34 protein-coding genes are annotated in these 20,919 nt (G+C 40.4%); all 34 read left to right on the forward strand.

Going from position 1 to position 20,919, the window contains the following annotated elements; translation table 11 throughout:
* Nucleotides 1-213 precede the first annotated feature (213 nt).
* Nucleotides 214-909 carry a CoA transferase subunit A gene (locus MKY30_RS06825; RefSeq protein ID WP_147211538.1) on the forward strand — a complete coding sequence of 232 codons (696 nt, stop codon included), beginning with the start codon at nucleotides 214-216 and terminating at the stop codon, nucleotides 907-909.
* Between the two features lie 24 nt (nucleotides 910-933).
* The gene (locus MKY30_RS06830) at nucleotides 934-1,608 is read left to right on the forward strand and encodes a 3-oxoacid CoA-transferase subunit B (RefSeq protein WP_339283981.1); all 675 of its coding nucleotides are present in this window, start codon (nucleotides 934-936) and stop codon (nucleotides 1,606-1,608) included.
* A gap of 52 nt (nucleotides 1,609-1,660) precedes the next feature.
* Nucleotides 1,661-2,437 (forward strand): 3-hydroxybutyrate dehydrogenase, encoded by a 777-nt coding sequence (locus tag MKY30_RS06835; protein ID WP_147211536.1) that lies wholly within the window; start codon nucleotides 1,661-1,663, stop codon nucleotides 2,435-2,437.
* A gap of 24 nt (nucleotides 2,438-2,461) precedes the next feature.
* Nucleotides 2,462-3,640 carry a thiolase family protein gene (locus MKY30_RS06840; RefSeq protein WP_339283983.1) on the forward strand — a complete coding sequence of 393 codons (1,179 nt, stop codon included), beginning with the start codon at nucleotides 2,462-2,464 and terminating at the stop codon, nucleotides 3,638-3,640.
* 146 nt (nucleotides 3,641-3,786) lie between these two features.
* Nucleotides 3,787-5,100, forward strand: a complete 1,314-nt coding sequence (locus MKY30_RS06845; RefSeq protein WP_339286224.1) for a GntP family permease — start codon at nucleotides 3,787-3,789, stop codon at nucleotides 5,098-5,100.
* A gap of 41 nt (nucleotides 5,101-5,141) precedes the next feature.
* Complete coding sequence (locus tag MKY30_RS06850) at nucleotides 5,142-6,461, forward strand: short-chain fatty acid transporter (RefSeq protein ID WP_147211534.1); 1,320 nt, start codon at nucleotides 5,142-5,144, stop codon at nucleotides 6,459-6,461.
* Between the two features lie 502 nt (nucleotides 6,462-6,963).
* Nucleotides 6,964-7,272, forward strand: coding sequence for a 30S ribosomal protein S10 (gene rpsJ / locus MKY30_RS06855; protein ID WP_077605122.1), 309 nt, complete (start codon nucleotides 6,964-6,966; stop codon nucleotides 7,270-7,272).
* A 28-nt stretch (nucleotides 7,273-7,300) separates the two neighbouring features.
* Complete coding sequence (rplC, locus tag MKY30_RS06860) at nucleotides 7,301-7,930, forward strand: 50S ribosomal protein L3 (protein ID WP_077605121.1); 630 nt, start codon at nucleotides 7,301-7,303, stop codon at nucleotides 7,928-7,930.
* Between the two features lie 26 nt (nucleotides 7,931-7,956).
* Nucleotides 7,957-8,580: a 50S ribosomal protein L4 gene (rplD, locus tag MKY30_RS06865; RefSeq protein WP_147211533.1), complete on the forward strand. Its 624-nt coding sequence runs from the start codon at nucleotides 7,957-7,959 to the stop codon at nucleotides 8,578-8,580.
* Nucleotides 8,580-8,867 (forward strand): 50S ribosomal protein L23, encoded by a 288-nt coding sequence (rplW, locus tag MKY30_RS06870; protein ID WP_147211532.1) that lies wholly within the window; start codon nucleotides 8,580-8,582, stop codon nucleotides 8,865-8,867. Before rplD ends, rplW begins: the two co-directional genes overlap by 1 nt.
* 43 nt (nucleotides 8,868-8,910) lie before the next feature.
* Nucleotides 8,911-9,741, forward strand: coding sequence for a 50S ribosomal protein L2 (rplB, locus tag MKY30_RS06875; protein ID WP_147211531.1), 831 nt, complete (start codon nucleotides 8,911-8,913; stop codon nucleotides 9,739-9,741).
* A gap of 57 nt (nucleotides 9,742-9,798) precedes the next feature.
* The gene (gene rpsS, locus MKY30_RS06880; RefSeq protein ID WP_077605117.1) at nucleotides 9,799-10,077 is read left to right on the forward strand and encodes a 30S ribosomal protein S19; all 279 of its coding nucleotides are present in this window, start codon (nucleotides 9,799-9,801) and stop codon (nucleotides 10,075-10,077) included.
* 18 nt (nucleotides 10,078-10,095) lie between these two features.
* Nucleotides 10,096-10,437 carry a 50S ribosomal protein L22 gene (gene rplV / locus MKY30_RS06885; protein WP_077605116.1) on the forward strand — a complete coding sequence of 114 codons (342 nt, stop codon included), beginning with the start codon at nucleotides 10,096-10,098 and terminating at the stop codon, nucleotides 10,435-10,437.
* Nucleotides 10,438-10,440: 3 nt separating this feature from the next.
* Nucleotides 10,441-11,082 (forward strand): 30S ribosomal protein S3, encoded by a 642-nt coding sequence (gene rpsC / locus MKY30_RS06890; protein ID WP_147211530.1) that lies wholly within the window; start codon nucleotides 10,441-10,443, stop codon nucleotides 11,080-11,082.
* Nucleotides 11,083-11,100: 18 nt separating this feature from the next.
* Complete coding sequence (gene rplP, locus MKY30_RS06895) at nucleotides 11,101-11,535, forward strand: 50S ribosomal protein L16 (RefSeq protein ID WP_147211529.1); 435 nt, start codon at nucleotides 11,101-11,103, stop codon at nucleotides 11,533-11,535.
* Nucleotides 11,525-11,725: a 50S ribosomal protein L29 gene (rpmC, locus tag MKY30_RS06900; RefSeq protein WP_077605114.1), complete on the forward strand. Its 201-nt coding sequence runs from the start codon at nucleotides 11,525-11,527 to the stop codon at nucleotides 11,723-11,725. The genes rplP and rpmC overlap by 11 nt, the downstream gene beginning before the upstream one ends.
* Nucleotides 11,726-11,751: 26 nt before the next feature.
* Nucleotides 11,752-12,015, forward strand: a complete 264-nt coding sequence (gene rpsQ / locus MKY30_RS06905) for a 30S ribosomal protein S17 (RefSeq protein ID WP_077605113.1) — start codon at nucleotides 11,752-11,754, stop codon at nucleotides 12,013-12,015.
* Between the two features lie 42 nt (nucleotides 12,016-12,057).
* Nucleotides 12,058-12,426, forward strand: coding sequence for a 50S ribosomal protein L14 (gene rplN / locus MKY30_RS06910; RefSeq protein WP_077605112.1), 369 nt, complete (start codon nucleotides 12,058-12,060; stop codon nucleotides 12,424-12,426).
* Nucleotides 12,427-12,460: 34 nt separating this feature from the next.
* Nucleotides 12,461-12,772, forward strand: coding sequence for a 50S ribosomal protein L24 (gene rplX / locus MKY30_RS06915; protein ID WP_077605111.1), 312 nt, complete (start codon nucleotides 12,461-12,463; stop codon nucleotides 12,770-12,772).
* A gap of 27 nt (nucleotides 12,773-12,799) precedes the next feature.
* Nucleotides 12,800-13,339 (forward strand): 50S ribosomal protein L5, encoded by a 540-nt coding sequence (gene rplE / locus MKY30_RS06920; protein ID WP_147211528.1) that lies wholly within the window; start codon nucleotides 12,800-12,802, stop codon nucleotides 13,337-13,339.
* Between the two features lie 28 nt (nucleotides 13,340-13,367).
* Nucleotides 13,368-13,553, forward strand: coding sequence for a type Z 30S ribosomal protein S14 (locus tag MKY30_RS06925; RefSeq protein ID WP_010652082.1), 186 nt, complete (start codon nucleotides 13,368-13,370; stop codon nucleotides 13,551-13,553).
* A gap of 29 nt (nucleotides 13,554-13,582) precedes the next feature.
* Nucleotides 13,583-13,981, forward strand: coding sequence for a 30S ribosomal protein S8 (gene rpsH / locus MKY30_RS06930; protein ID WP_147211527.1), 399 nt, complete (start codon nucleotides 13,583-13,585; stop codon nucleotides 13,979-13,981).
* A gap of 30 nt (nucleotides 13,982-14,011) precedes the next feature.
* A complete protein-coding gene (rplF, locus tag MKY30_RS06935) occupies nucleotides 14,012-14,548 on the forward strand; it encodes a 50S ribosomal protein L6 (RefSeq protein WP_077605108.1) in 537 nt (178 codons plus the stop codon).
* 30 nt (nucleotides 14,549-14,578) lie between these two features.
* A complete protein-coding gene (gene rplR / locus MKY30_RS06940) occupies nucleotides 14,579-14,938 on the forward strand; it encodes a 50S ribosomal protein L18 (RefSeq protein WP_077605107.1) in 360 nt (119 codons plus the stop codon).
* 28 nt (nucleotides 14,939-14,966) lie between these two features.
* Nucleotides 14,967-15,467: a 30S ribosomal protein S5 gene (rpsE, locus tag MKY30_RS06945; RefSeq protein WP_139089182.1), complete on the forward strand. Its 501-nt coding sequence runs from the start codon at nucleotides 14,967-14,969 to the stop codon at nucleotides 15,465-15,467.
* Between the two features lie 13 nt (nucleotides 15,468-15,480).
* A complete protein-coding gene (gene rpmD / locus MKY30_RS06950) occupies nucleotides 15,481-15,663 on the forward strand; it encodes a 50S ribosomal protein L30 (RefSeq protein ID WP_077605106.1) in 183 nt (60 codons plus the stop codon).
* Nucleotides 15,664-15,693: 30 nt separating this feature from the next.
* Nucleotides 15,694-16,134 carry a 50S ribosomal protein L15 gene (rplO, locus tag MKY30_RS06955; RefSeq protein WP_077605105.1) on the forward strand — a complete coding sequence of 147 codons (441 nt, stop codon included), beginning with the start codon at nucleotides 15,694-15,696 and terminating at the stop codon, nucleotides 16,132-16,134.
* Nucleotide 16,135: 1 nt separating this feature from the next.
* Complete coding sequence (gene secY / locus MKY30_RS06960; RefSeq protein WP_147211526.1) at nucleotides 16,136-17,431, forward strand: preprotein translocase subunit SecY; 1,296 nt, start codon at nucleotides 16,136-16,138, stop codon at nucleotides 17,429-17,431.
* A gap of 31 nt (nucleotides 17,432-17,462) precedes the next feature.
* Nucleotides 17,463-18,107, forward strand: a complete 645-nt coding sequence (locus MKY30_RS06965) for an adenylate kinase (RefSeq protein WP_077605103.1) — start codon at nucleotides 17,463-17,465, stop codon at nucleotides 18,105-18,107.
* Nucleotides 18,108-18,562: 455 nt separating this feature from the next.
* Nucleotides 18,563-18,781 carry a translation initiation factor IF-1 gene (gene infA, locus MKY30_RS06970; protein WP_040985051.1) on the forward strand — a complete coding sequence of 73 codons (219 nt, stop codon included), beginning with the start codon at nucleotides 18,563-18,565 and terminating at the stop codon, nucleotides 18,779-18,781.
* A gap of 31 nt (nucleotides 18,782-18,812) precedes the next feature.
* Complete coding sequence (gene rpmJ / locus MKY30_RS06975; protein WP_010095733.1) at nucleotides 18,813-18,926, forward strand: 50S ribosomal protein L36; 114 nt, start codon at nucleotides 18,813-18,815, stop codon at nucleotides 18,924-18,926.
* A gap of 23 nt (nucleotides 18,927-18,949) precedes the next feature.
* Entirely contained in the window at nucleotides 18,950-19,315 is a 366-nt protein-coding gene (rpsM, locus tag MKY30_RS06980) for a 30S ribosomal protein S13 (RefSeq protein ID WP_147211525.1), read from the forward strand.
* A gap of 21 nt (nucleotides 19,316-19,336) precedes the next feature.
* Nucleotides 19,337-19,726: a 30S ribosomal protein S11 gene (gene rpsK, locus MKY30_RS06985; protein WP_040985036.1), complete on the forward strand. Its 390-nt coding sequence runs from the start codon at nucleotides 19,337-19,339 to the stop codon at nucleotides 19,724-19,726.
* A 205-nt stretch (nucleotides 19,727-19,931) separates the two neighbouring features.
* Nucleotides 19,932-20,876, forward strand: coding sequence for a DNA-directed RNA polymerase subunit alpha (locus tag MKY30_RS06990; protein WP_077605101.1), 945 nt, complete (start codon nucleotides 19,932-19,934; stop codon nucleotides 20,874-20,876).
* Nucleotides 20,877-20,919: the final 43 nt, after the last annotated feature.

A 20,919-nucleotide genomic window follows, 5' to 3' on the forward strand; every position in this document is an offset into this window, starting at 1 on the left:
AAATATGGAATGTACTCCATGAATCTGGAAACGTCATAAATTCTACTTTGGAAGGGTTTACAAAAATATAAATTAGAAGAAAAAACCTATAGTCCAGGAATCTGGACTATAGGTTTTTTGGCTTTTAGCTTCTTTTGTTGACAGTTCTTTATTTTCTTATGTAATCAATTTTGGCATGTTTTTTGCTAGTATACTGTGGAGGGGGAGAAGCAGATGAAAACAATTTATACATCTTTTGAAGACGCAGTGAAAAATATTCAAGACGGCTCCACAATTATGGTAGGGGGCTTCGGACTCGTGGGCATACCTGAGAATCTTATTTTAGCATTAGTAAATTCACAGGTTAAGCATCTTACTGTTATATCAAATAATTGTGGTGTAGATGACTGGGGACTTGGATTACTTCTGAAAAATAAGCAGATTGATAAAATGATTGGTTCCTATGTTGGCGAGAATAAGGAGTTCGAGCGGCAGGTGCTGGCTGGTGAACTGGAGGTTGAGCTGACACCTCAAGGTACACTTGCAGAGAGAATCCGGGCAGGTGGAGCGGGAATTCCGGCATTTTATACACCGGCTGGGGTTGGTACACCAATTGCAGACGGAGGAGAGGTGCGCATCTTTGACAATAAAGAATATTTGCTGCAAACAGCACTAAAGGCAGACTTCAGTTTGATCAGAGCTGCTGTCGGCGATTATGCAGGGAATTTGGTTTATAACAAGACTGCAAGAAATTTCAATCCGATGATGGCAGCCGCTGGGAAAGTAACGATTGCAGAAGTGGAGCAGCTTGTTGAAACAGGTTCTATTGATCCGGATCATGTTCATACCCCAGGGATCTATGTTCAGGGGTTGATTGAAGGTAAACAGGAAAAACGTATAGAGCGTTTAACAGTAAGACAGGGAATGTAAATTTAGCGAAGGAGGACATAACAGATGATAAAACAATTAGATAAAATATCTGTCAGAGAAAGGATTGCAAGGCGGGCTGAGAAAGAAATTGAAAACGGTTACTACGTTAATCTTGGAATCGGAATGCCGACAATGGTTGCCAATTATATTCAGGAGGGGAAGCAAGTTGTTCTCCAATCGGAAAATGGTCTGCTTGGTATTGGCAAGTCTCCTTTAGAAACAGAGGTTGATCCCGATTTGATTAATGCGGGCAAGGAGACAGTAACAGCACAGGCAGGTGCATCCTACTTCAGTAATGCAGAATCATTTGCAATGATTCGGGGGGAGCATTTAAACCTTGCAATTTTGGGAGGTATGGAGGTTTCCGAAGCTGGTGATCTGGCTAACTGGATGATTCCGGGAAAAATGATTAAAGGTATGGGAGGTGCGATGGATATTGTGCATGGCGCGAAAAAAATTGTTGTTATTATGGACCATGTGAATAAGCATAACGAGCCGAAAATATTAAAAAAATGCAGTCTTCCATTAACAGGGGAACAGGTGGTGAACCGAATAATTACGGATCGTGCAGTAATGGATGTAGAAGAAAACGAGCTTGTACTGGTTGAAGTAGCAGAAGGGTGGACAGTTGAAGAGGTTATAGCATCAACAGAGGCAGAGCTCAAAATTAGCGACTATTTACAAACAGGAGCTTACTAAAATGATTCTTTGATGTGAAGGTATTTTTTAGATAAAAAGGGGGATCTTTGAAGTGGTGGAAAATAAGGTGGTTTTTATAACCGGAGCAGCAAGCGGTATTGGATATGAAATTGGTTGTGAATTTGCAAAGAATGGTGCAAAGGTAGTTTTATCAGATGTAAATGAGGAGAAAGTAAAGGAGGTTTCGGAGAATTTAAAACAGGAGAGCTATGACTGTATTGGTCTGAAATGCGATGTTACGAATGAAGAAGAGCTCAAGCAGGCTTTAGATGAAACGATAGAAAAATACGGAAGAATGGATGTTTTAATTAATAACGCAGGATTGCAGCATGTATCCGCTATGGAAGATTTTCCGACTGAAAAGTTTGAGTTCATGATAAAAGTAATGCTGACAGCTCCGTTTATGGCAACAAAACATATTTTCCCGGTTATGAAAGAACAGGGATTTGGAAGAATTATTAATATGGCATCGATTAATGGTCTGATTGGTTTCGCCGGAAAGGCGGCATATAACAGTGCCAAGCATGGAGTGATTGGTTTAACAAAAGTGGCTGCTTTAGAGGGCGCAGCGGAGGGCGTCACAGTGAATGCTATCTGTCCGGGATATGTAGATACACCACTCGTACGCGGGCAATTTGAAGATCTGGCAAAGAATCGGGATATCCCGGTTGAGAAAGTACTGGAGGAAGTATTATACCCGCTTGTACCGCAGAAACGTCTGTTGGAAGTGCAGGAAATTGCTGATTATGTGATGTTTTTAGCCAGCGAAAAAGCAAAAGGTGTTACTGGGCAGGCAATTGTATTAGATGGGGGATATACGGCGCAATAAGAAAAAATGAAGAGGTGAGAGAAAATGACTAATGTCTATCTGATTGAAGGGGCTAGATCACCGTTTGGTACATTCGGCGGCAGTTTAAAGGATATTGATCCTACGGAACTAGGTATAGCCGTCAGCAAGGAAGCAATACGTCGCAGCAATATTCGCGCCGAAGATATAGATGTAATTGTCTTAGGTAATGTCATTCATTCCGGAAAAAACGCGCCGTACCTTGCAAGGCATATTGCATTGCAAGCAGGACTGCCGCTATCCAGTCCTGCACTTGCGGTAAATCGTTTGTGTGGATCTGGGTTGCAGTCTGTGATCTCTGCAGCTCATTCCATTTTGCTTGGTGAAGGAAATGTAGCCTTGGCCGGAGGAGTCGAAAATATGAGTCAGTCTCCTTTTGCGTTAAGAGGAAGCAGATTTGGCACCAAATTAAAGACTCCGCAAGTGGATGATATGCTTTGGGCAGCTTTAACAGACGAATATATTGGCTCAGGAATGGGGGTTACTGCAGAAAACTTAGCAGAGAAATATCATATTTCCCGCGAGGATCAGGATGTATATGCTTATTTGAGTCATCAGCGGGCAGCAAAAGCACAACAGGAAGGAAGACTGGCTGAAGAAATTATCCCGATTGAATTAAAATCTAGAAAAGGCTCGATGATTGTAAATACAGATGAACATATTCGGGAAAGTACAACTGTGGAAAGGCTGGCTGGATTAAGAGCTTCTTTTAAGAAGGATGGAACGGTTACAGGAGGAAATGCAAGCGGGATTAATGATGGGGCGGGAGCTGCTATTGTAGCAAATGAAGGTTATATTGTGCAGCATCGGCTGCAGCCGCTGGCGAGAATCATATCCTGGGGCGTTGCAGGTGTGGAACCGGAATATATGGGAATTGGTCCTGTGCCGGCGATAAAGCAAGCTTTACAAAAGGCTGAGCTTACACTGGATGATATAGACTTATTTGAAGTGAATGAAGCATTTGCTGCACAATATTTAGCTGTAGAAAAGGTGCTCGGTTTAGATCGTGAGAAAGTAAATGTTAATGGTGGAGCTATCGCTTTGGGACATCCGATTGGAGCCAGCGGTACAAGGTTGCTTTATTCCTTGGTGAAAGAATTGAAGAGAAGAGGGAAGAAATATGGCGTAGCCTCGCTTTGCATTGGGGGAGGACAAGGGATTGCAATGATCGTTGAAGCTAGATAACCAGAGAAACGGCGGTGCAAATTTGTTTGCCGTTATTTTTTCATGGAGCTGACAGGCAAAAGGGGTGACAGGGGCAAGCAATCGTTATTGATGGAGGATTGTTTTGTAAGTGTATTACAGTTAGACAGGGGGGAGTGGAGTAAATGATTTTAAGTGCAATTGGACTTATTGGTGGTTTAACCTTATTAATTGTTCTAACAATGAGAGGAATGAATCTGCTGATTGCGGCACCTTTATCAACATTATGGTTAGCAGTTTTTAGCGGGATCCCACTGTTTCCGCAATTAGTTGAAGCAGATCAAGCCAGTATGCTGGATAGTTATATGACCAGTTTTTCTGGCTTCGTTGCCAGCTGGTTTATCATGTTTTTGCTTGGTTCCATTTTTGGTAAAGTGATGGGTGATGCCAGAGCAGCTGATAGCGTATCAAAATGGGTTGTTGATAAATTAGGAGTTAAATATGCTGTTGCGGCAGTAGTAGCAGCATGTGCGATTTTAACTTATGGTGGTGTTAGTTTATTTATTGTTGGTTTTTCAGTATTTCCATTAGCGTTAAGTTTATTTAAACAGGCGAACTTACCGAGACGTTTCATTCCTGCGACTTTGGCATTCGGATCGGTTACTTTTACGATGACTTCAGCAGGTTCACCAGAAATCCAAAACTGGATTCCGATTGAATTTCTTGGAACAACCGCTTATGCAGCCTGGGAAGTTAGTTTAATTGTTGCCATTTTTATGATTATATTTGGATATTGGTTATTAAAGCACTTAATTAATCGTGCGGTTGCTAAAGGTGAGCAGTTTGAAGTTAGAGAAGACGACCCGGTTGCAGAAGAAAAAGAATTACCCAATCCTTTATTATCAGCGGTACCGCTATTAGTCGTATTAGGAGTATCATTTATATTCCACGATACGTTAGGTACATCTGCCTTAATCATTGCCTTAACAGGAGGGATTATTGCAACATGGGCGTTGAACCATAAATATTTACCAAATGTTTGGGTGTCAGCCTCTAATGGTACGATGGGTGCATTGTTGGCTATTACGAATACGGCAGCCGTTGTGGGCTTTGGCGGGGTTGCCAGGGAAACGCAAGCCTTTAATGCGGCCGTGTCTGCTGTAACGGATATGCCAGGGAGTCCTTTAATTGGTGGAGCAATTGCGATTGGTGTTATTGCAGGACTAACAGGATCATCATCAGGTGGACAGCAGATAGCCTTGCCACTCGTTTCACCACATTATATAGATATGGGCGTAGACCCTGAAGCACTTCACCGTGTAGCAGCAATCTCATCAGGGGCATTAGACACATTGCCGCATGGCGGTTATGTTGTTACAACCATCAGGGCGATCTGTGGGGAAACGCATAAAGATGCCTACGCACCTTTTGCTGCAGTAACAGTTATCGTTCCGATATTAGGTGTCATTTTAGCCATTGCGTTATTTTCATTAGGGATGTAAGTGATCTGATTAGGTGAAAAAAGGCACTAGGGGGAATTCTATTGCGAGTTTTAACTTCGTTTTTTGACAGAATAGTACAACGATATTTACCAGATGCATTTTTATTTGCGATTATTTTAACGATTTTTGTGTACTTATTAGGTGTTTTCCTTACAAATAACAGCCCGATGGAGATGGTAGCCTATTGGGGAAATGGTTTTTGGGACCTGCTTGAATTTGGCATGCAAATGTCACTGGTTGTTGTTACAGGGTATATTTTAGCAAGCACTCCTGTGGTGAAGCGGTTTTTAGCTAAACTCAGCAGGATAGCGAAGACGCCGGGGCAAGCGGTGATGCTTGTGACATTTGTTGCTTTAGTTGCCTGTTTAATAAATTATGGTTTTGGTCTTGTTGTGGGAGCATTATTTGCTGTTCATGTGGCAAAGCGAGTTCCTTCAGTGGATTACCGAATACTAATTGCCAGTGCGTACAGCGGCATGGTTATCTGGCATGGCGGTTTTTCCGGATCCGTACCACTTCTTATTGCTACTCCAGGACATTTTTTAGAAGATGCGATTGGAATAATTCCTGTTACAGAAACATTGTTCAGTTCATTTAATCTATTTATTGTGATTACACTATTAATTACACTTCCGTTTTTTAACAGGTATCTATTAAAAGGGGCAGATTCTTTAGGTAAAATAGATCCTTCATTATGGAAGGAAGAATCAGAAGAGGAAACGGGATCTCATCCGGCGGAAACACCGGCAGAAAGATTGGAGAACAGTCAGCTCTTGTCTCTTTTGATTGGCTTAATGGGTCTCGTTTTTGTCGGGTATCATTTCGTAACGAATGGATTTGATCTGAATATAAACATCGTCAATTTTATTTTTCTTTTCTTAGGGATTCTTCTTCATAGAACACCGAGACGTTTTCTGGAAACAGTAGGGAACGGTGTAAAGAATGCCGGTGGAATTATCGTACAATTCCCATTCTATGCAGGGATTATGGGAATGATGGTAGCGTCTGGATTATCCGATAAAATATCTTTATTGTTTGTCAGTTTTGCAACAGATTACACCTTGCCGATTTTTACATTTCTTAGCGCCGGATTAGTTAATGTGTTTGTTCCCTCCGGCGGCGGTCAATGGGCAGTGCAGGGTCCGATTATGATACAAGCCGCTCTTGAAATAGGTGCAGATACGGCTAAAACAGCAATGGCAGTTGCCTGGGGTGATGCCTGGACCAATATGATTCAGCCATTCTGGGCTCTCCCTGTGCTTGCAATTGCCGGGTTAAAGATCAGGGATATTATGGGGTTCTGTGTCATGATTTTATTCTTTAGCTTTATTCCAATAGCAATCGGGTTTCTACTATTATAATAGTTACTATTAATCATTAAATATTGCGGAGCGGTGAAACAGCCGGCTCCGCTTATTTGTATTGTATGTAAATAAATGAATATCCTAAAACAGCGTTCATTTTATTTAAGCCCAAGATTCAAGTGAATCATAAAACGGCATATGAAGCACTCATAGTAATATTCTGGTCAGTTGATTTATCTATATTATTGGAAGGTTATTGGAGGTGCTCCAAAATAAAAAAAGAGTAGAAATGCATCTATTACATAAGGAAGAAAAAAACTTTTAAATTTTGCTTGCAATCGTACAAGGAACTATGTATAATATAAAAATGTGCAAACTTATAGATGCTTATTTACAAGCTTGCTATGACCAAACAATTCTAGTATAATGTAATAGTTGGTCAATTAATGCGATGATGCGGAAGGTTGTTGGCACACCCGGCCCCTTTGTCATGGCGAGGTGCTAAGAAAATTTTCGCGGAGAATGTCTATAATGATATAGGCGAGAAGGAGGGAAAATGATGGCAAAAGAGAAAATCAGAATTCGTTTAAAAGCATACGATCACCGTATTTTAGATCAGTCTGCTGAAAAAATAGTGGCTACTGCAAAACGTTCCGGAGCAAAAGTGTCTGGTCCGATTCCACTGCCGACTGAAAAAGCTATTTACACAGTTCTTCGTGCGGTCCATAAGTACAAAGACTCTCGTGAACAGTTTGAAATGCGTACGCACAAGCGTCTGATCGATATTCTTGAGCCTACACCAAAAACGGTTGATGCGCTTATGCGTTTAGATCTTCCATCAGGTGTAGATATTGAAATTAAATTATAATTTGTTTTAAATACAGGAGGTGTAACGGATGACGAAAGGAATCTTAGGTCGTAAAATCGGCATGACTCAGCTTTTCTCTGAAAATGGAGAACTTGTACCAGTAACAGTTGTTCAAGCTGAGGCAAATGTTGTGTTGCAAAAGAAGACATTAGAAAATGATGGTTATGAAGCGTTGCAAATCGGTTTTGCTGATAAAAAGGAATCACGTACAAACAAAGCGGAAAAAGGTCATGCTGAGAAAGCAGGCACTGCCCCTAAGCGCTACGTTCGTGAAATCCGTGGCGCAGACGTTGAAGGCTATGAAGTTGGCCAGGAAATCAACGTTGATATCTTTGAAGCCGGAGAAAAAATTGATGTGACAGGTACATCTAAAGGTAAAGGATTCCAAGGTGCTATCAAGCGTCACAATCAACAACGCGGACCAATGTCCCACGGTTCTCATTACCATAGAGGCCCTGGTGCAATGGCTGCAATTGATGCAATGCGTGTTTTCAAAGGTAAAAAATTACCAGGTCATATGGGTTCTGAACAAAAAACAATTCAAAACCTTGAAGTGGTTAGTGTAGATGCTGAAAAGAATTTAATTCTAATCAAAGGAAATATTCCTGGTGCAAAAAAATCTTACGTGAAAATTACTAGTGCAGTAAAAGGTAACTAATCACATAAACGAAGGGAGGATATGTCATGCCTAAAGTAGCACTTTTAAAACAGGATGGAAGTAATGTTGGAGAAATCGAATTAAATGACGCTGTTTTTGGTATTGAGCCAAACACACATGTACTTCATGAAGCAGTTGTTATGCAACGTGCGTCTTTACGTCAAGGTACACACGCTGTAAAAAACCGTTCTGAAGTTCGTGGTGGAGGCCGCAAACCATGGCGCCAAAAAGGAACTGGCCGTGCACGTCAAGGATCTATCCGTTCACCACAATGGGTTGGCGGTGGAACTGTTTTCGGACCAACTCCGCGTAGCTACAGCTACAAATTACCAAAGAAAGTTCGTCGCTTAGCGTTGAAGTCTGCATTATCTTCTAAAGTGAAAGAAGAAGGCTTGTTTGTTTTAGAAGCTATCACAATTGATGCTCCAAAAACAAAAGAAGTTATTAACATCTTAAACGGATTGAAAGTTGAAGAGAAAGCACTAATCGTTCTTTCAGAGAATGATGAAACAGTTGCACGTTCTGCAAACAACTTACAAAACGTGAAGGTATTAACTGTAGAAGAATTGAATGTACTTGACTTGCTTACGCATGACAAGCTGATCATCACTAAAGATGCAGCTGAAAAAGCAGGGGAGGTGCTCGCATAATGAAAGATCTACGCGATGTAATTAAACGCCCTGTCATTACAGAGAATTCTGCTGACTTAATGGCAGAGAAGAAATACACTTTTGAAGTAGCTGTAAAAGCTAACAAAACGCAAATCAAAGATGCTGTAGAAACAATCTTTGGTGTAAAAGTAGAACAAGTAAACACAATGAACCTTAAAGGTAAATTTAAGAGAATGGGCCGTTACGGTGGATATCGCCCTGACCGCAAAAAAGCTATCGTTCAATTGACTGAGGATAGCAAAGAATTAGATTTCTTTGAGGCTTAATAAAACGAATAAATAAATTTTAGAAGTAGAAGGAGGGACAACGATGGCGATTAAAAAGTATAAACCAACCTCAAATGGTAGACGTAATATGTCTGGTTCAGATTTTGCAGAGATTACTACGAGTACCCCTGAGAAATCCCTTTTAGCTCCATTATCTAAACGTGGTGGGCGTAATAACCAAGGGAAATTAACGGTTCGTCATCACGGCGGCGGTCACAAGCGCCAATATCGTATTATCGACTTCAAACGCGATAAAGACGGTGTGCCAGGACGCGTTGCTACAATTGAATACGATCCTAACCGTTCAGCAAACATTGCATTAATTCACTATGCTGATGGTGAGAAACGTTACATCCTTGCTCCAAAAAACATTAAAGTAGGGCAAGTTATTGAATCTGGTGTGGATGCAGATATTAAAGTAGGTAACGCATTACCGCTTGGAAGTATTCCAGTAGGTACAGTTATCCATAATATTGAATTGAAACCTGGACGCGGAGGACAATTAGCACGTTCTGCTGGTGCAGAAGCTCAAATCCTTGGACGCGAAGAAAAGTACACTTTAGTACGTCTTGCTTCTGGAGAAGTTCGTTTAATCTTAACAACTTGCCGTGCTACAATTGGTCAAGTGGGTAACATTGAGCATGAACTTATCCGTGTAGGTAAAGCTGGTCGTTCCCGTTGGAAAGGTATCCGTCCAACAGTTCGCGGTTCTGTAATGAACCCTAATGATCACCCGCATGGTGGTGGTGAAGGACGCGCGCCAATCGGACGTAAATCACCAATGTCACCTTGGGGCAAACCAACACTTGGTTACAAAACACGTAAACGTAATAAACCATCTGATAAGTATATCGTTCGTAAACGTAAAAAATAAACGGAAAAACGGGCGGGCTAAAGCACCCGTCTCTAATCCCTGGAAGGAGGCTTATCCATGGGCCGTAGCTTGAAAAAAGGACCTTTTGCAGATGATCATCTATTGAAGAAAATTGAAGTGTTAAACACGGAAGACAAGAAACAGGTAGTAAAAACCTGGTCTCGTCGCTCTACAATTTTCCCGCAATTCGTAGGTCACACAGTTGCAGTATATGATGGACGTAAGCATGTGCCAGTATATATCACTGAAGATATGGTGGGTCATAAATTAGGTGAATTCGCACCAACTCGTACGTATAGAGGACACGCTGGTGACGATAAGAAAACAAAACGCTAATGAGAGGAGGTACTAGGCATGCAAGCTAAAGCCGTTGCGAAATCAGTTCGTATTGCTCCTCGTAAGGTTCGTTTAGTTGTAGATCTAATTCGAGGAAAAGAGGTTGGCGAAGCAATCGCTATTTTAAAATATACACAGCGCGGAGCTTCCCCGGTCGTAGAGAAAGTATTAAATTCTGCAGTTGCTAACGCAGAGCATAACTATGAAATGGATGCAGACAACTTAGTAGTATCTGAAGTATTTGTTAACGAAGGCGCTACTTTGAAACGTTTCCGTCCACGTGCACAAGGACGTGCAAGCAAAATCAATAAACGTACTAGCCACATCACAGTTGTGGTAACTGAAAAGAAGGAGGGATAGTCAGTGGGTCAAAAAGTAAATCCAACAGGTCTACGCGTAGGTGTCATTAAAGACTGGGAGTCTAAATGGTACGCTGGTAAAGACTATGCAGACTTATTGCATGAAGATATTAAAATCAGAGAATATCTTGAAGGACGTCTTAAAACGGCTGCTGTTTCTTCTATTGAAATTGAACGTGCAGCAAACCGTGTAAACATTACAATTCATACTGGTAAGCCAGGAATGGTAATTGGTAAAGGCGGATCTGAAGTTGAAGCTTTACGTAAATCTTTGAACAACTTAACTGGCAAACGAGTTCATATCAATATTCTTGAAATTAAAAAAGTAGATATTGATGCAACACTTGTAGCTGATAATATTGCTCGTCAATTAGAAAATCGTATTTCATTCCGTCGTGCTCAAAAGCAAGCTATCCAACGTGCGATGCGTGCTGGAGCTAAAGGAATTAAAACACAAGTATCTGGACGTCTAGGCGGTGCGGATATCGCTCGTGCAGAACATTATAGTGAAGGAACAGTGCCACTTCATACTTTACGTGCTGACATTGACTACGGTACAGCAGAAGCTGATACTACTTATGGTAAATTAGGTGTTAAAGTATGGATCTATCGTGGAGAAGTCCTTCCAACTAAAACCAATAAATAAGGGAGGGGGCTCATTACTATGTTAATGCCTAAACGTGTTAAATATCGTAGACAACATCGTGGTAAAATGAGAGGTCAAGCAAAAGGCGGTACATCTGTTTCTTTCGGAGAATACGGTTTACAAGCTCTTGAGGCTTCTTGGATTACAAGCCGCCAAATCGAGGCAGCGCGTATTGCAATGACTCGTTACATGAAGCGTGGCGGTAAAGTTTGGATCAAAATCTTTCCAGACAAACCTTACACTGCAAAGCCTTTAGAAGTTCGAATGGGTTCCGGTAAAGGTGCTCCAGAAGGATGGGTAGCAGTAGTAAAACCAGGTAAAATTATGTTTGAAATCGCAGGTGTATCTGAAGAGGTAGCTCGTGAAGCACTTCGCTTAGCTTCTCATAAATTACCTATTAAAACGAAATTCGTAAAACGTGAAGAAATTGGTGGTGAAAGCAATGAAGGCTAAAGAAATAAGAGATTTAACCACTGCCGAAATTGAACAAAATGTAAAATCATTAAAAGAAGAGTTATTTAATTTACGTTTTCAATTAGCTACTGGCCAATTGGAAAACACTGCACGTATCCGTGAAGTACGTAAATCAATCGCTCGTCTTAAAACAGTAGTTCGCCAACGCGAACTAAGCGCAAATAACTAAAGATTCCAGAGGGGAGGTTAACCTCAATGTCTGAACGTAATGATCGTAAGGTTTATACTGGTCGTGTTGTATCCGACAAAATGGATAAAACTATTACAGTTTTAGTTGAAACTTACAAATTTCATAAGCTTTATGGAAAACGTGTTAAGTATTCAAAGAAATTCAAAACGCATGATGAAAACAATGTTGCAAAAACTGGCGACATCGTACGTATCATGGAAACTCGCCCGCTATCAGCTACAAAACGTTTCCGTCTGGTAGAAGTAGTAGAAGAAGCGGTAATTATTTAATAAAGTTCGCTCGGAAGGTATCCGAAGGGAGGTCACAGTGTTATGATTCAACAAGAAACTCGTTTGAAGGTTGCAGATAACTCTGGTGCTCGTGAAGTATTAACCATTAAAGTATTAGGCGGTTCCGGTCGTAAAACTGCCAACATTGGTGATGTAATTGTTTGTACTGTCAAACAAGCAACACCAGGGGGCGTTGTCAAGAAAGGCGACGTTGTAAAAGCAGTAATTGTACGTTCTAAATCTGGCGCTCGTCGTAAAGATGGTTCTTATATCCGTTTTGATGAAAATGCTGCCGTAATTATTCGTGATGATAAAAGTCCAAGAGGAACTCGTATTTTCGGACCTGTTGCACGTGAATTACGTGATGCTCAATTCATGAAAATCGTATCTCTAGCTCCAGAAGTTTTATAATAAGAAATTTCCTCATCAAGGAGGTGCGTAAAGCATGCATGTAAAAAAAGGTGATAAAGTCAAAGTTTTATCCGGTAAAGACCGCGGTAAAGAGGGTACTGTATTAGAAGCATATCCGAAGAAAGAGCGCGTATTAGTAGAAGGCGTGAACATGATTCAAAAACATGCGAAACCTTCTCAAGACAACCCGCAAGGCGGAATCTTGAATATCGAAGCTCCAATTCACGCTTCTAATGTATTGCCAATCGATCCGAAGTCCGGAGAACCAACTCGTGTTGGCTATGAAGTAAAAGATGGTAAAAAAATCCGTATTGCAAAAAAATCCGGTGAAGCATTAGATAAATAAGTTTTTCTGTGAAAGGAGGGCTAACGCATGAACGAATTAAAACAAAAATATCAGGATGAAATCACTTCATCTTTAATGAATAAATTTAATTATGATTCCGTAATGGAAGTACCTAAAATAGAGAAAATCGTGATCAACATGGGTGTTGGTGACGCAGTACAAAATTCAAAGGCATTAGATAGTGCTGTTGAAGAATTAGCTTTAATTTCTGGTCAAAAACCATTAGTTACTCGTGCTAAGAAATCAATCGCAGGTTTCCGTCTTCGTGAAGGAATGCCAATCGGTGCAAAAGTTACTCTACGTGGAGAACGCATGTATGAGTTCCTGCAAAAACTGATTGCTGTTTCTCTTCCACGTGTACGTGACTTCCGTGGTATTTCTAAAAAAGCATTTGATGGTCGTGGAAATTACACTCTAGGTGTGAAAGAACAGTTGATTTTCCCAGAAATTAATTACGATAAAGTAAGTAAAGTTCGTGGTATGGATATTGTTATCGTAACAACATCTAACACTGACGAAGAAGCTCGTGAACTTTTAGCTGGATTGGGCATGCCTTTCCAAAAATAGACATGAGCTAATAAAAGGAGGGAAAATTTTGGCTAAAAAATCTATGATAGCGAAACAAAAGCGCCCGCAAAAATATAAAGTACAAGAGTACACACGCTGTGAACGATGTGGACGCCCGCATTCAGTAATTCGTAAATTCAAACTTTGCCGTATTTGTTTCCGTGAACTTGCCTATAAAGGTCAAATTCCTGGTGTCAAAAAAGCAAGTTGGTAATCCCCGATTCGGGAAGGAGGTAATTAGTAATGGTTATGACAGATCCAATTGCAGATATGCTTACTCGCATTCGTAATGCGAACATGGTAAAACATGAACAATTAGAGCTTCCTGCTTCTAATATTAAAAAAGAGATCGCTGATATCCTAAAGCGCGAAGGCTTTGTAAAGGATTATGAGCTAGTCGAAGACAACAAGCAAGGTATATTACGTATCTTCTTAAAATACAGTGCAAACGAAGATAGAGTTATTACAGGAATTAAACGTATCAGTAAACCAGGTTTACGCGTATATGCTAAAGCAAATGAAGTACCTCGTGTATTGAACGGTCTTGGCATTGCTATCGTATCAACTTCTAACGGAATGCTTTCTGATAAAGAAGCACGTTCCCAGGCAGTTGGCGGCGAAGTATTAGCGTACGTTTGGTAATCACTATTTTTTAATGAGGAGGTGTAGGGAATGTCTCGTGTCGGACTTAAGCCTGTAGAAATTCCAGAAGGTGTAGAGTTGAAATTCAACGGAACTACACTAACAGTCAAAGGACCAAAGGGTGAATTAACAAGAGATTTTCATCCAGATATTAAAATTAACGTTGAGGGTAATATTTTAACTGTAGCTCGCCCGAGTGATCATAAAGACCACCGCGCACTACATGGTACTACTCGCAGCTTAATCAATAACATGGTGGTTGGAGTAAGCAAAGGTTTTGAAAAATCATTGGAAATTAACGGTGTTGGTTACCGTGCTCAAAAGCAGGGAAACAAAACTGTTGTTAACGCTGGTTATTCACATCCTGTTGAACTTGAACCCATTGACGGTATTGAAATCGAAGTACCTAAAAATACACAAATCATTGTTAAAGGTATCGATAAAGAATTAGTAGGAGCAGTTGCTGCTAATATCCGAGCAATCCGCCCGCCAGAGCCTTATAAAGGTAAAGGAATTAAATATGCGGATGAATATGTACGTCGTAAAGAAGGTAAAACTGCTAAGTAAGTTTTTTAGCCCGAGAAAGGAGTGACCCAGATGATCACAAAGCCTGACAAAAATGTTACTCGTAAAAAACGTCACAATCGTGTACGTAAAACATTATCAGGAACTGCAGAGCGTCCACGTTTAAACGTGTATCGTTCTAACAAAAATATTTATGCTCAATTAATTGATGATGTAAATAATGTAACCCTGACAAGCGCTTCTACAGTAGATAAAGAGCTTGGAATTAACGGCGGCAATGTTGACGCTGCGAAAGAAGTAGGGACAGCTATTGCAAAACGTGCAATTGATAAAGGATATAAATCCATCGTATTTGATCGTGGAGGTTATTTATATCATGGACGTATCAAAGCTTTAGCAGAGGCTGCTCGTGAGGAAGGCCTTGAATTTTAAAAGTAAAAGGAGGTAACCATCTATAATGATTACGAATATTGATCCGAGCAAATTAGATCTTGAAGAACGTGTTGTTACGGTCAACCGTGTTGCAAAGGTTGTAAAAGGTGGACGTCGTTTCCGCTTCGCAGCATTAGTAGTTGTCGGTGACAAAAACGGTCATGTAGGTTTCGGTACTGGTAAAGCACAAGAAGTACCTGAAGCTATTAAAAAAGCAGTAGATGATGCAAAGAAAAACTTAATTACTGTACCAATCGTAGGCACAACCATTCCACATCAAATTCATGGACAGTTTGGTTCTGGTAACGTATTGATGAAGCCGGCTTCTGAAGGTACTGGAGTTATCTCTGGTGGTCCAGTACGTGCGATTTTAGAGCTTGCTGGTGTAGGTGATATCCTGACTAAATCACTAGGATCCAACACACCAATCAACGTAATCCGTGCTACATTGAACGGTTTAACTAATTTAAAAACAGCTGAAGACGTAGCTAAATTACGTGGAAAGTCTGTTGAAGAACTGTTAGGATAAGGAGGGAAACACAATGTCTAAAAAATTGGAAATAACCCTCACTCGTAGTGTTATCGGCGGCACTGACGTTCAACGTAAAACTGTTGAGGCGTTAGGGTTAAAGAAAATTCGTCAATCGGTTGTACGTGAAGATACTCCAGCCGTTCGCGGTATGGTCAACAGAGTGTCCCACTTATTGACAGTTAAAGAAGTTTAATTAAATTTTGTGTAAAGAGGAGGTGCTCGCATGAAACTTCATGAATTAAAAGCAGCAGAAGGATCCCGTAAAGAAAGAAACCGTGTAGGTCGCGGAACATCTTCAGGTAACGGTAAAACTTCTGGTCGTGGACATAAAGGACAAAAAGCACGTTCCGGTGGTGGAGTAAGACTTGGTTTTGAAGGTGGTCAAATGCCTTTATTCCAACGTTTACCAAAACGTGGTTTTACTAACATTAACCGCAAAGAATATGCGATTGTGAACCTTGACACGCTTAATCGCTTTGAAGAAGGAACTGAAGTTACTCCAGAGCTATTATTAGAAACTGGTGTCGTAAGCAAATTGAATGCTGGAGTTAAGATTCTTGGAAAAGGGCAATTAGAAAAGAAACTGACTGTTAAAGCTCATAAATTCTCTGCATCTGCAAAAGAAGCAATTGAAGCAGCGGGCGGTCAATCTGAGGTGATCTAATTTGTTTCAGACACTCTCCAATTTTTTGCGTGTAGCAGATATAAGAAATAAAATTATATTTACACTGCTTATGCTTATTGTATTCCGTATCGGCACGTTTATTACCGTGCCTTTTACAGATAAAGCTGCTATTGATTTTATGATGAATCAGCAAAGCATGTTTGGCTTTATCAATACATTTGGCGGCGGGGCATTGCAAAATTTCTCTATCTTCGCGATGGGAATTATGCCTTACATCACCGCATCAATCATCATGCAACTGCTGCAAATGGATGTTGTTCCGAAGTTTGCTGAATGGAAGAAGCAAGGAGAAATGGGACGTAAGAAAATTGCACAAGTAACACGTTATGCGGCTATTGGTATAGCGTTTGTTCAAGCGATTGCTATGTCTATTGGCTTTAATGCCATGGCAGGCGGATTACTGATTCATGATCCTGGCGTAATGAAATTCTTAATGATTGCTATCGTGTTAACAGGCGGAACAGCTTTTCTAATGTGGTTAGGGGAACAGATTACTGCTCACGGTGTTGGTAATGGTATTTCTGTCATTATCTTCGGCGGTATCGTTGCTGCTATTCCGAACGGCGCTGGACAACTGTACAACCAATACTTCTCTAATCCGGGAAGTGAGTTGTTTATCAATATCGTTATTGTAGCGTTAATTGTACTGGTTATCATTGCGGTTACGGTCGGAATTATTTTCGTAAACCAAGCATTACGGAAAATTCCAGTGCAGTATGCGAAGAAATTAGTAAATCGTTCACCTGTAGGAGGTCAATCAACACATTTGCCTATTAAGGTAAATGCGGCAGGGGTAATTCCAGTAATTTTTGCGATTGCCTTTATGATTGCTCCATCTACTATTGCTGGATTTTTTGAAGGAAACCAAGTAGCAAATATCGTGACATACATTTTTGATTACACACAGCCTATTGGTATGGTAATCTATGTTGCACTGATTATTGCTTTCTCATATTTCTATACATTTGTTCAGGTTAACCCGGAGCAAATGTCAGAGAACTTGCAAAGACAAGGTGGCTATATCCCTGGTATTCGCCCGGGACACAATACAGAAGAATATTTAACAAGGGTTATTAACCGACTGACCTTTGTTGGGGCGCTATTCTTAGCAGCCGTCTCTGTATTCCCAATTATCTTGGGCAGTCTTGCAAATTTACCATCGACAGTACAGATCGGCGGTACTAGCTTAATAATCGTTGTCGGTGTCGCATTAACAACGATGAAACAATTAGAAGGTCAGCTTGTGAAACGACATTATAAAGGGTTTATTAAGTAAATTTCCTGCCTACAAAAGCGAGGGGAAACAATTGAATTTGATCTTAATGGGATTACCTGGTGCCGGTAAAGGCACACAGGCCGAAAAAATTAATGAAAAATACAATATCCCTCACATTTCAACTGGGGATATGTTCCGGTTAGCTATTAAAGAAGGTACAGACCTTGGTAAAAAAGCGAAGGAATATATGGACCAAGGAAATCTTGTTCCAGATGAAGTAACAATCGGTATTGTCAAAGAGCGCCTGGCGAAGGATGATTGTGCAGATGGGTTTCTATTAGACGGATTCCCGCGTACAATTGCTCAAGCTGAAGCACTGCAAGAATTGACAGCTGATTTGAATAAAACCATCGACTATGTATTACATGTGGATGTACCAGAAGAAAAATTGGTAGAGCGTTTAACTGGACGGAGAATTTGTCCGACTTGCGGAACAACTTATCATGTCGTTTACAATCCTCCAAAAGAGGAAGGTATTTGTGATAAGGATGGCTCCCAGTTAATTCAGCGAGATGATGATCAACCTGAAACGGTGAAGAAACGGTTAGCCGTTAACGTAGAGCAAACACAGCCATTACTTGATTTTTATCAAGATAAAGGATATCTTGTGAAGGTGGACGGTGATCGTGATATCGACGACGTCTTCTCCGACATTGAGTCCATTTTGGATAAATAAGTCAACTATTTAATGAACAGATTAGGTGCAAAACCTATTCTTGAGAGTTATAATAGGTGAGATAATGTGTAATGCTTTTATCAAATACGCTAAAAAATTGGTTCATCAACCTTTTGATATAAAACGAACAATTGCCTAGGTGATGGTGAGTGCTGATATACGTTAACAAATTGATTCTCTTAACAAGATTCCATTTGTACGTATGATGCAGGATAGTGATTCAGGTCAGTACAATTGATATCTCGGTTGTGAACGGCCGGTTGTCCTACGCTGGCCAATGGAGGAAGCAGTGTTCTAATAAATCATTTCAAATGATGATAGTACGCTAAATGTACGTTTAATATTTCCCTGCAGGGTGCCGTTGATTAAGAACGGCTTTTCACAAAAGGGGAATGAGGCTTTATCCTTGATTTAGATAAGGTTGTAACTGATTTGAAGAAGGGAGATCACACACAATGGCGAAAGATGATGTTATTGAAGTAGAAGGTACAGTGACAGATACATTGCCGAATGCGATGTTTAAAGTTGAGCTTGAGAATGGCCATACAGTATTGGCACATGTATCTGGTAAAATCCGTATGCACTTTATCCGCATTTTACCAGGCGATAAAGTAACGGTTGAACTTTCTCCGTATGATTTAACCAAAGGACGAATTACGTACCGTTATAAATAAACGAGCTCCGATCTAAAAGGAGGTAATGATGATGAAGGTAAGAGCATCTGTAAAACCAATTTGCGAGAAATGCAAAGTCATCAAACGCAAAGGTAAAGTAATGGTAATTTGTGAAAATCCAAAACACAAACAAAAACAAGGCTAAAAAACAGGAGGTGCTAGCATTCTATGGCACGTATTGCAGGTATTGATGTTCCACGTGATAAACGTGTAGTAATTTCTTTAACTTATATTTATGGTATTGGAAAAACTACCGCACAGGAAGTCCTTAAAGAAGCAGGCGTTTCTGAAGATACTCGTGTCCGTGATTTAACGGAAGACGAATTAACAAGAATCCGTCAAGCGATTGATAGCTACACTACAGAAGGTGACCTTCGTCGTGAAGTATCTTTAAATATCAAACGTTTAATTGAAATCGGCTCATACAGAGGTATTCGTCATCGTCGCGGATTACCAGTTCGTGGACAAAAGACAAAGAACAACTCTCGTACTCGTAAAGGCCCACGTAAAACAATGGCTAACAAGAAAAAGTAATGTAAGGAGGTAAGCTTACAAATGGCACGTAAAACAAATACGCGTAAACGTCGTGTGAAAAAGAATATAGAATCGGGCATTGCTCATATCCGTTCTACTTTTAACAATACAATTGTTACAATTACGGATACTCAAGGTAATGCTATCGGCTGGAGCTCTGCTGGTGCTCTAGGATTTAAAGGATCAAAAAAATCAACTCCGTTTGCTGCACAAATGGCTGCTGAAACAGCTGCTAAGTCTGCAATCGAAAATGGCATGAAAACATTAGAAGTTACTGTTAAAGGACCTGGCGCTGGGCGTGAAGCTGCAATCCGTTCTTTACAGGCTGCTGGATTAGAAGTTACTGCAATTGTTGACGTAACTCCAGTTCCTCATAATGGTTGCCGCCCACCAAAACGTCGTCGTGTTTAATTTAACCGTATAGAATTTGTCAGCCTTGGTCATAATGGTTGATAAAACGTACGGTTATCTACATGTTGTAGATAAACAGATTCCAAAGACAGTTCGTACGAAAGATTTTTAGGTAGAGCAGAAACGCCAACTGCCTATTTGAGGAATTTCGGTTAGACTTTGTGGTCTAGCCGGGGTTTCGACGTTTTAAAGGAGGGTTTGTTAAATGATCGAGATAGAAAAGCCAAAAATTGAAACGCTTGAAATTAGCGATGATGCTACTTTTGGTAAATTCGTAGTTGAACCGCTAGAACGTGGATATGGTGCCACACTTGGAAACTCCTTGCGTCGTATCTTACTATCCTCACTACCAGGTGCTGCTGTGACAACCGTTCACATCGACGGAGCACTGCATGAATTTTCAACGATTGACGGGGTTGTGGAGGATGTAACAACTATCATTCTTAACTTGAAAAAACTTGCACTTAAAATCTACTCTGATGAGCCGAAAACATTAGAAATTGATGTTCAAGGTGAAGGAGTCGTAACAGCTGCAGACTTAACGTATGATAGTGATGTAGAAGTGATGAACCCAGAGCTTCATATTGCTACATTAAACAGTAAAGCTAACCTTCATATGAAGTTAACTGCTGAAAGAGGTCGCGGTTATCGTCCGGCAGATGAAAACAAGTTTGATGATCAACCGATTGGCGTTATCCCAATTGATTCGATTTTCACACCAGTATCACGTGTTACGTATCAGGTAGAGAACACACGTGTAGGTCAAATTGCTAATTATGATAAACTGACATTGGATGTTTCAACTGATGGTAGTATTCGCCCTGAAGAAGCTGTTTCTCTAGGCGCGAAAATTATTACGGAGCATTTGAATATTTTTGTCGGCTTAACGGATGAAGCACAGAACGTGGAAATTATGGTTGAAAAAGAAGAAGATCAAAAAGAAAAAGTAATGGAAATGACCATTGAAGAGCTTGATCTTTCTGTTCGTTCTTACAACTGCTTGAAGCGTGCTGGTATCAACACCGTTCAAGAGCTTGCAAATAAATCTGAAGAAGATATGATGAAAGTTCGTAATTTAGGACGTAAATCATTAGAAGAAGTAAAAGTAAAATTAGAGGATCTAGGATTAGGTCTTCGAGATGATGACTGATAAACCAGTCACCTGTAGAGTTTCGAAAAGGGAGGGATAGTCC

It is taken from the genome of Oceanobacillus sp. FSL W8-0428, assembly GCF_038004405.1.
Taxonomy (GTDB): domain Bacteria; phylum Bacillota; class Bacilli; order Bacillales; family Amphibacillaceae; genus Oceanobacillus; species Oceanobacillus sojae.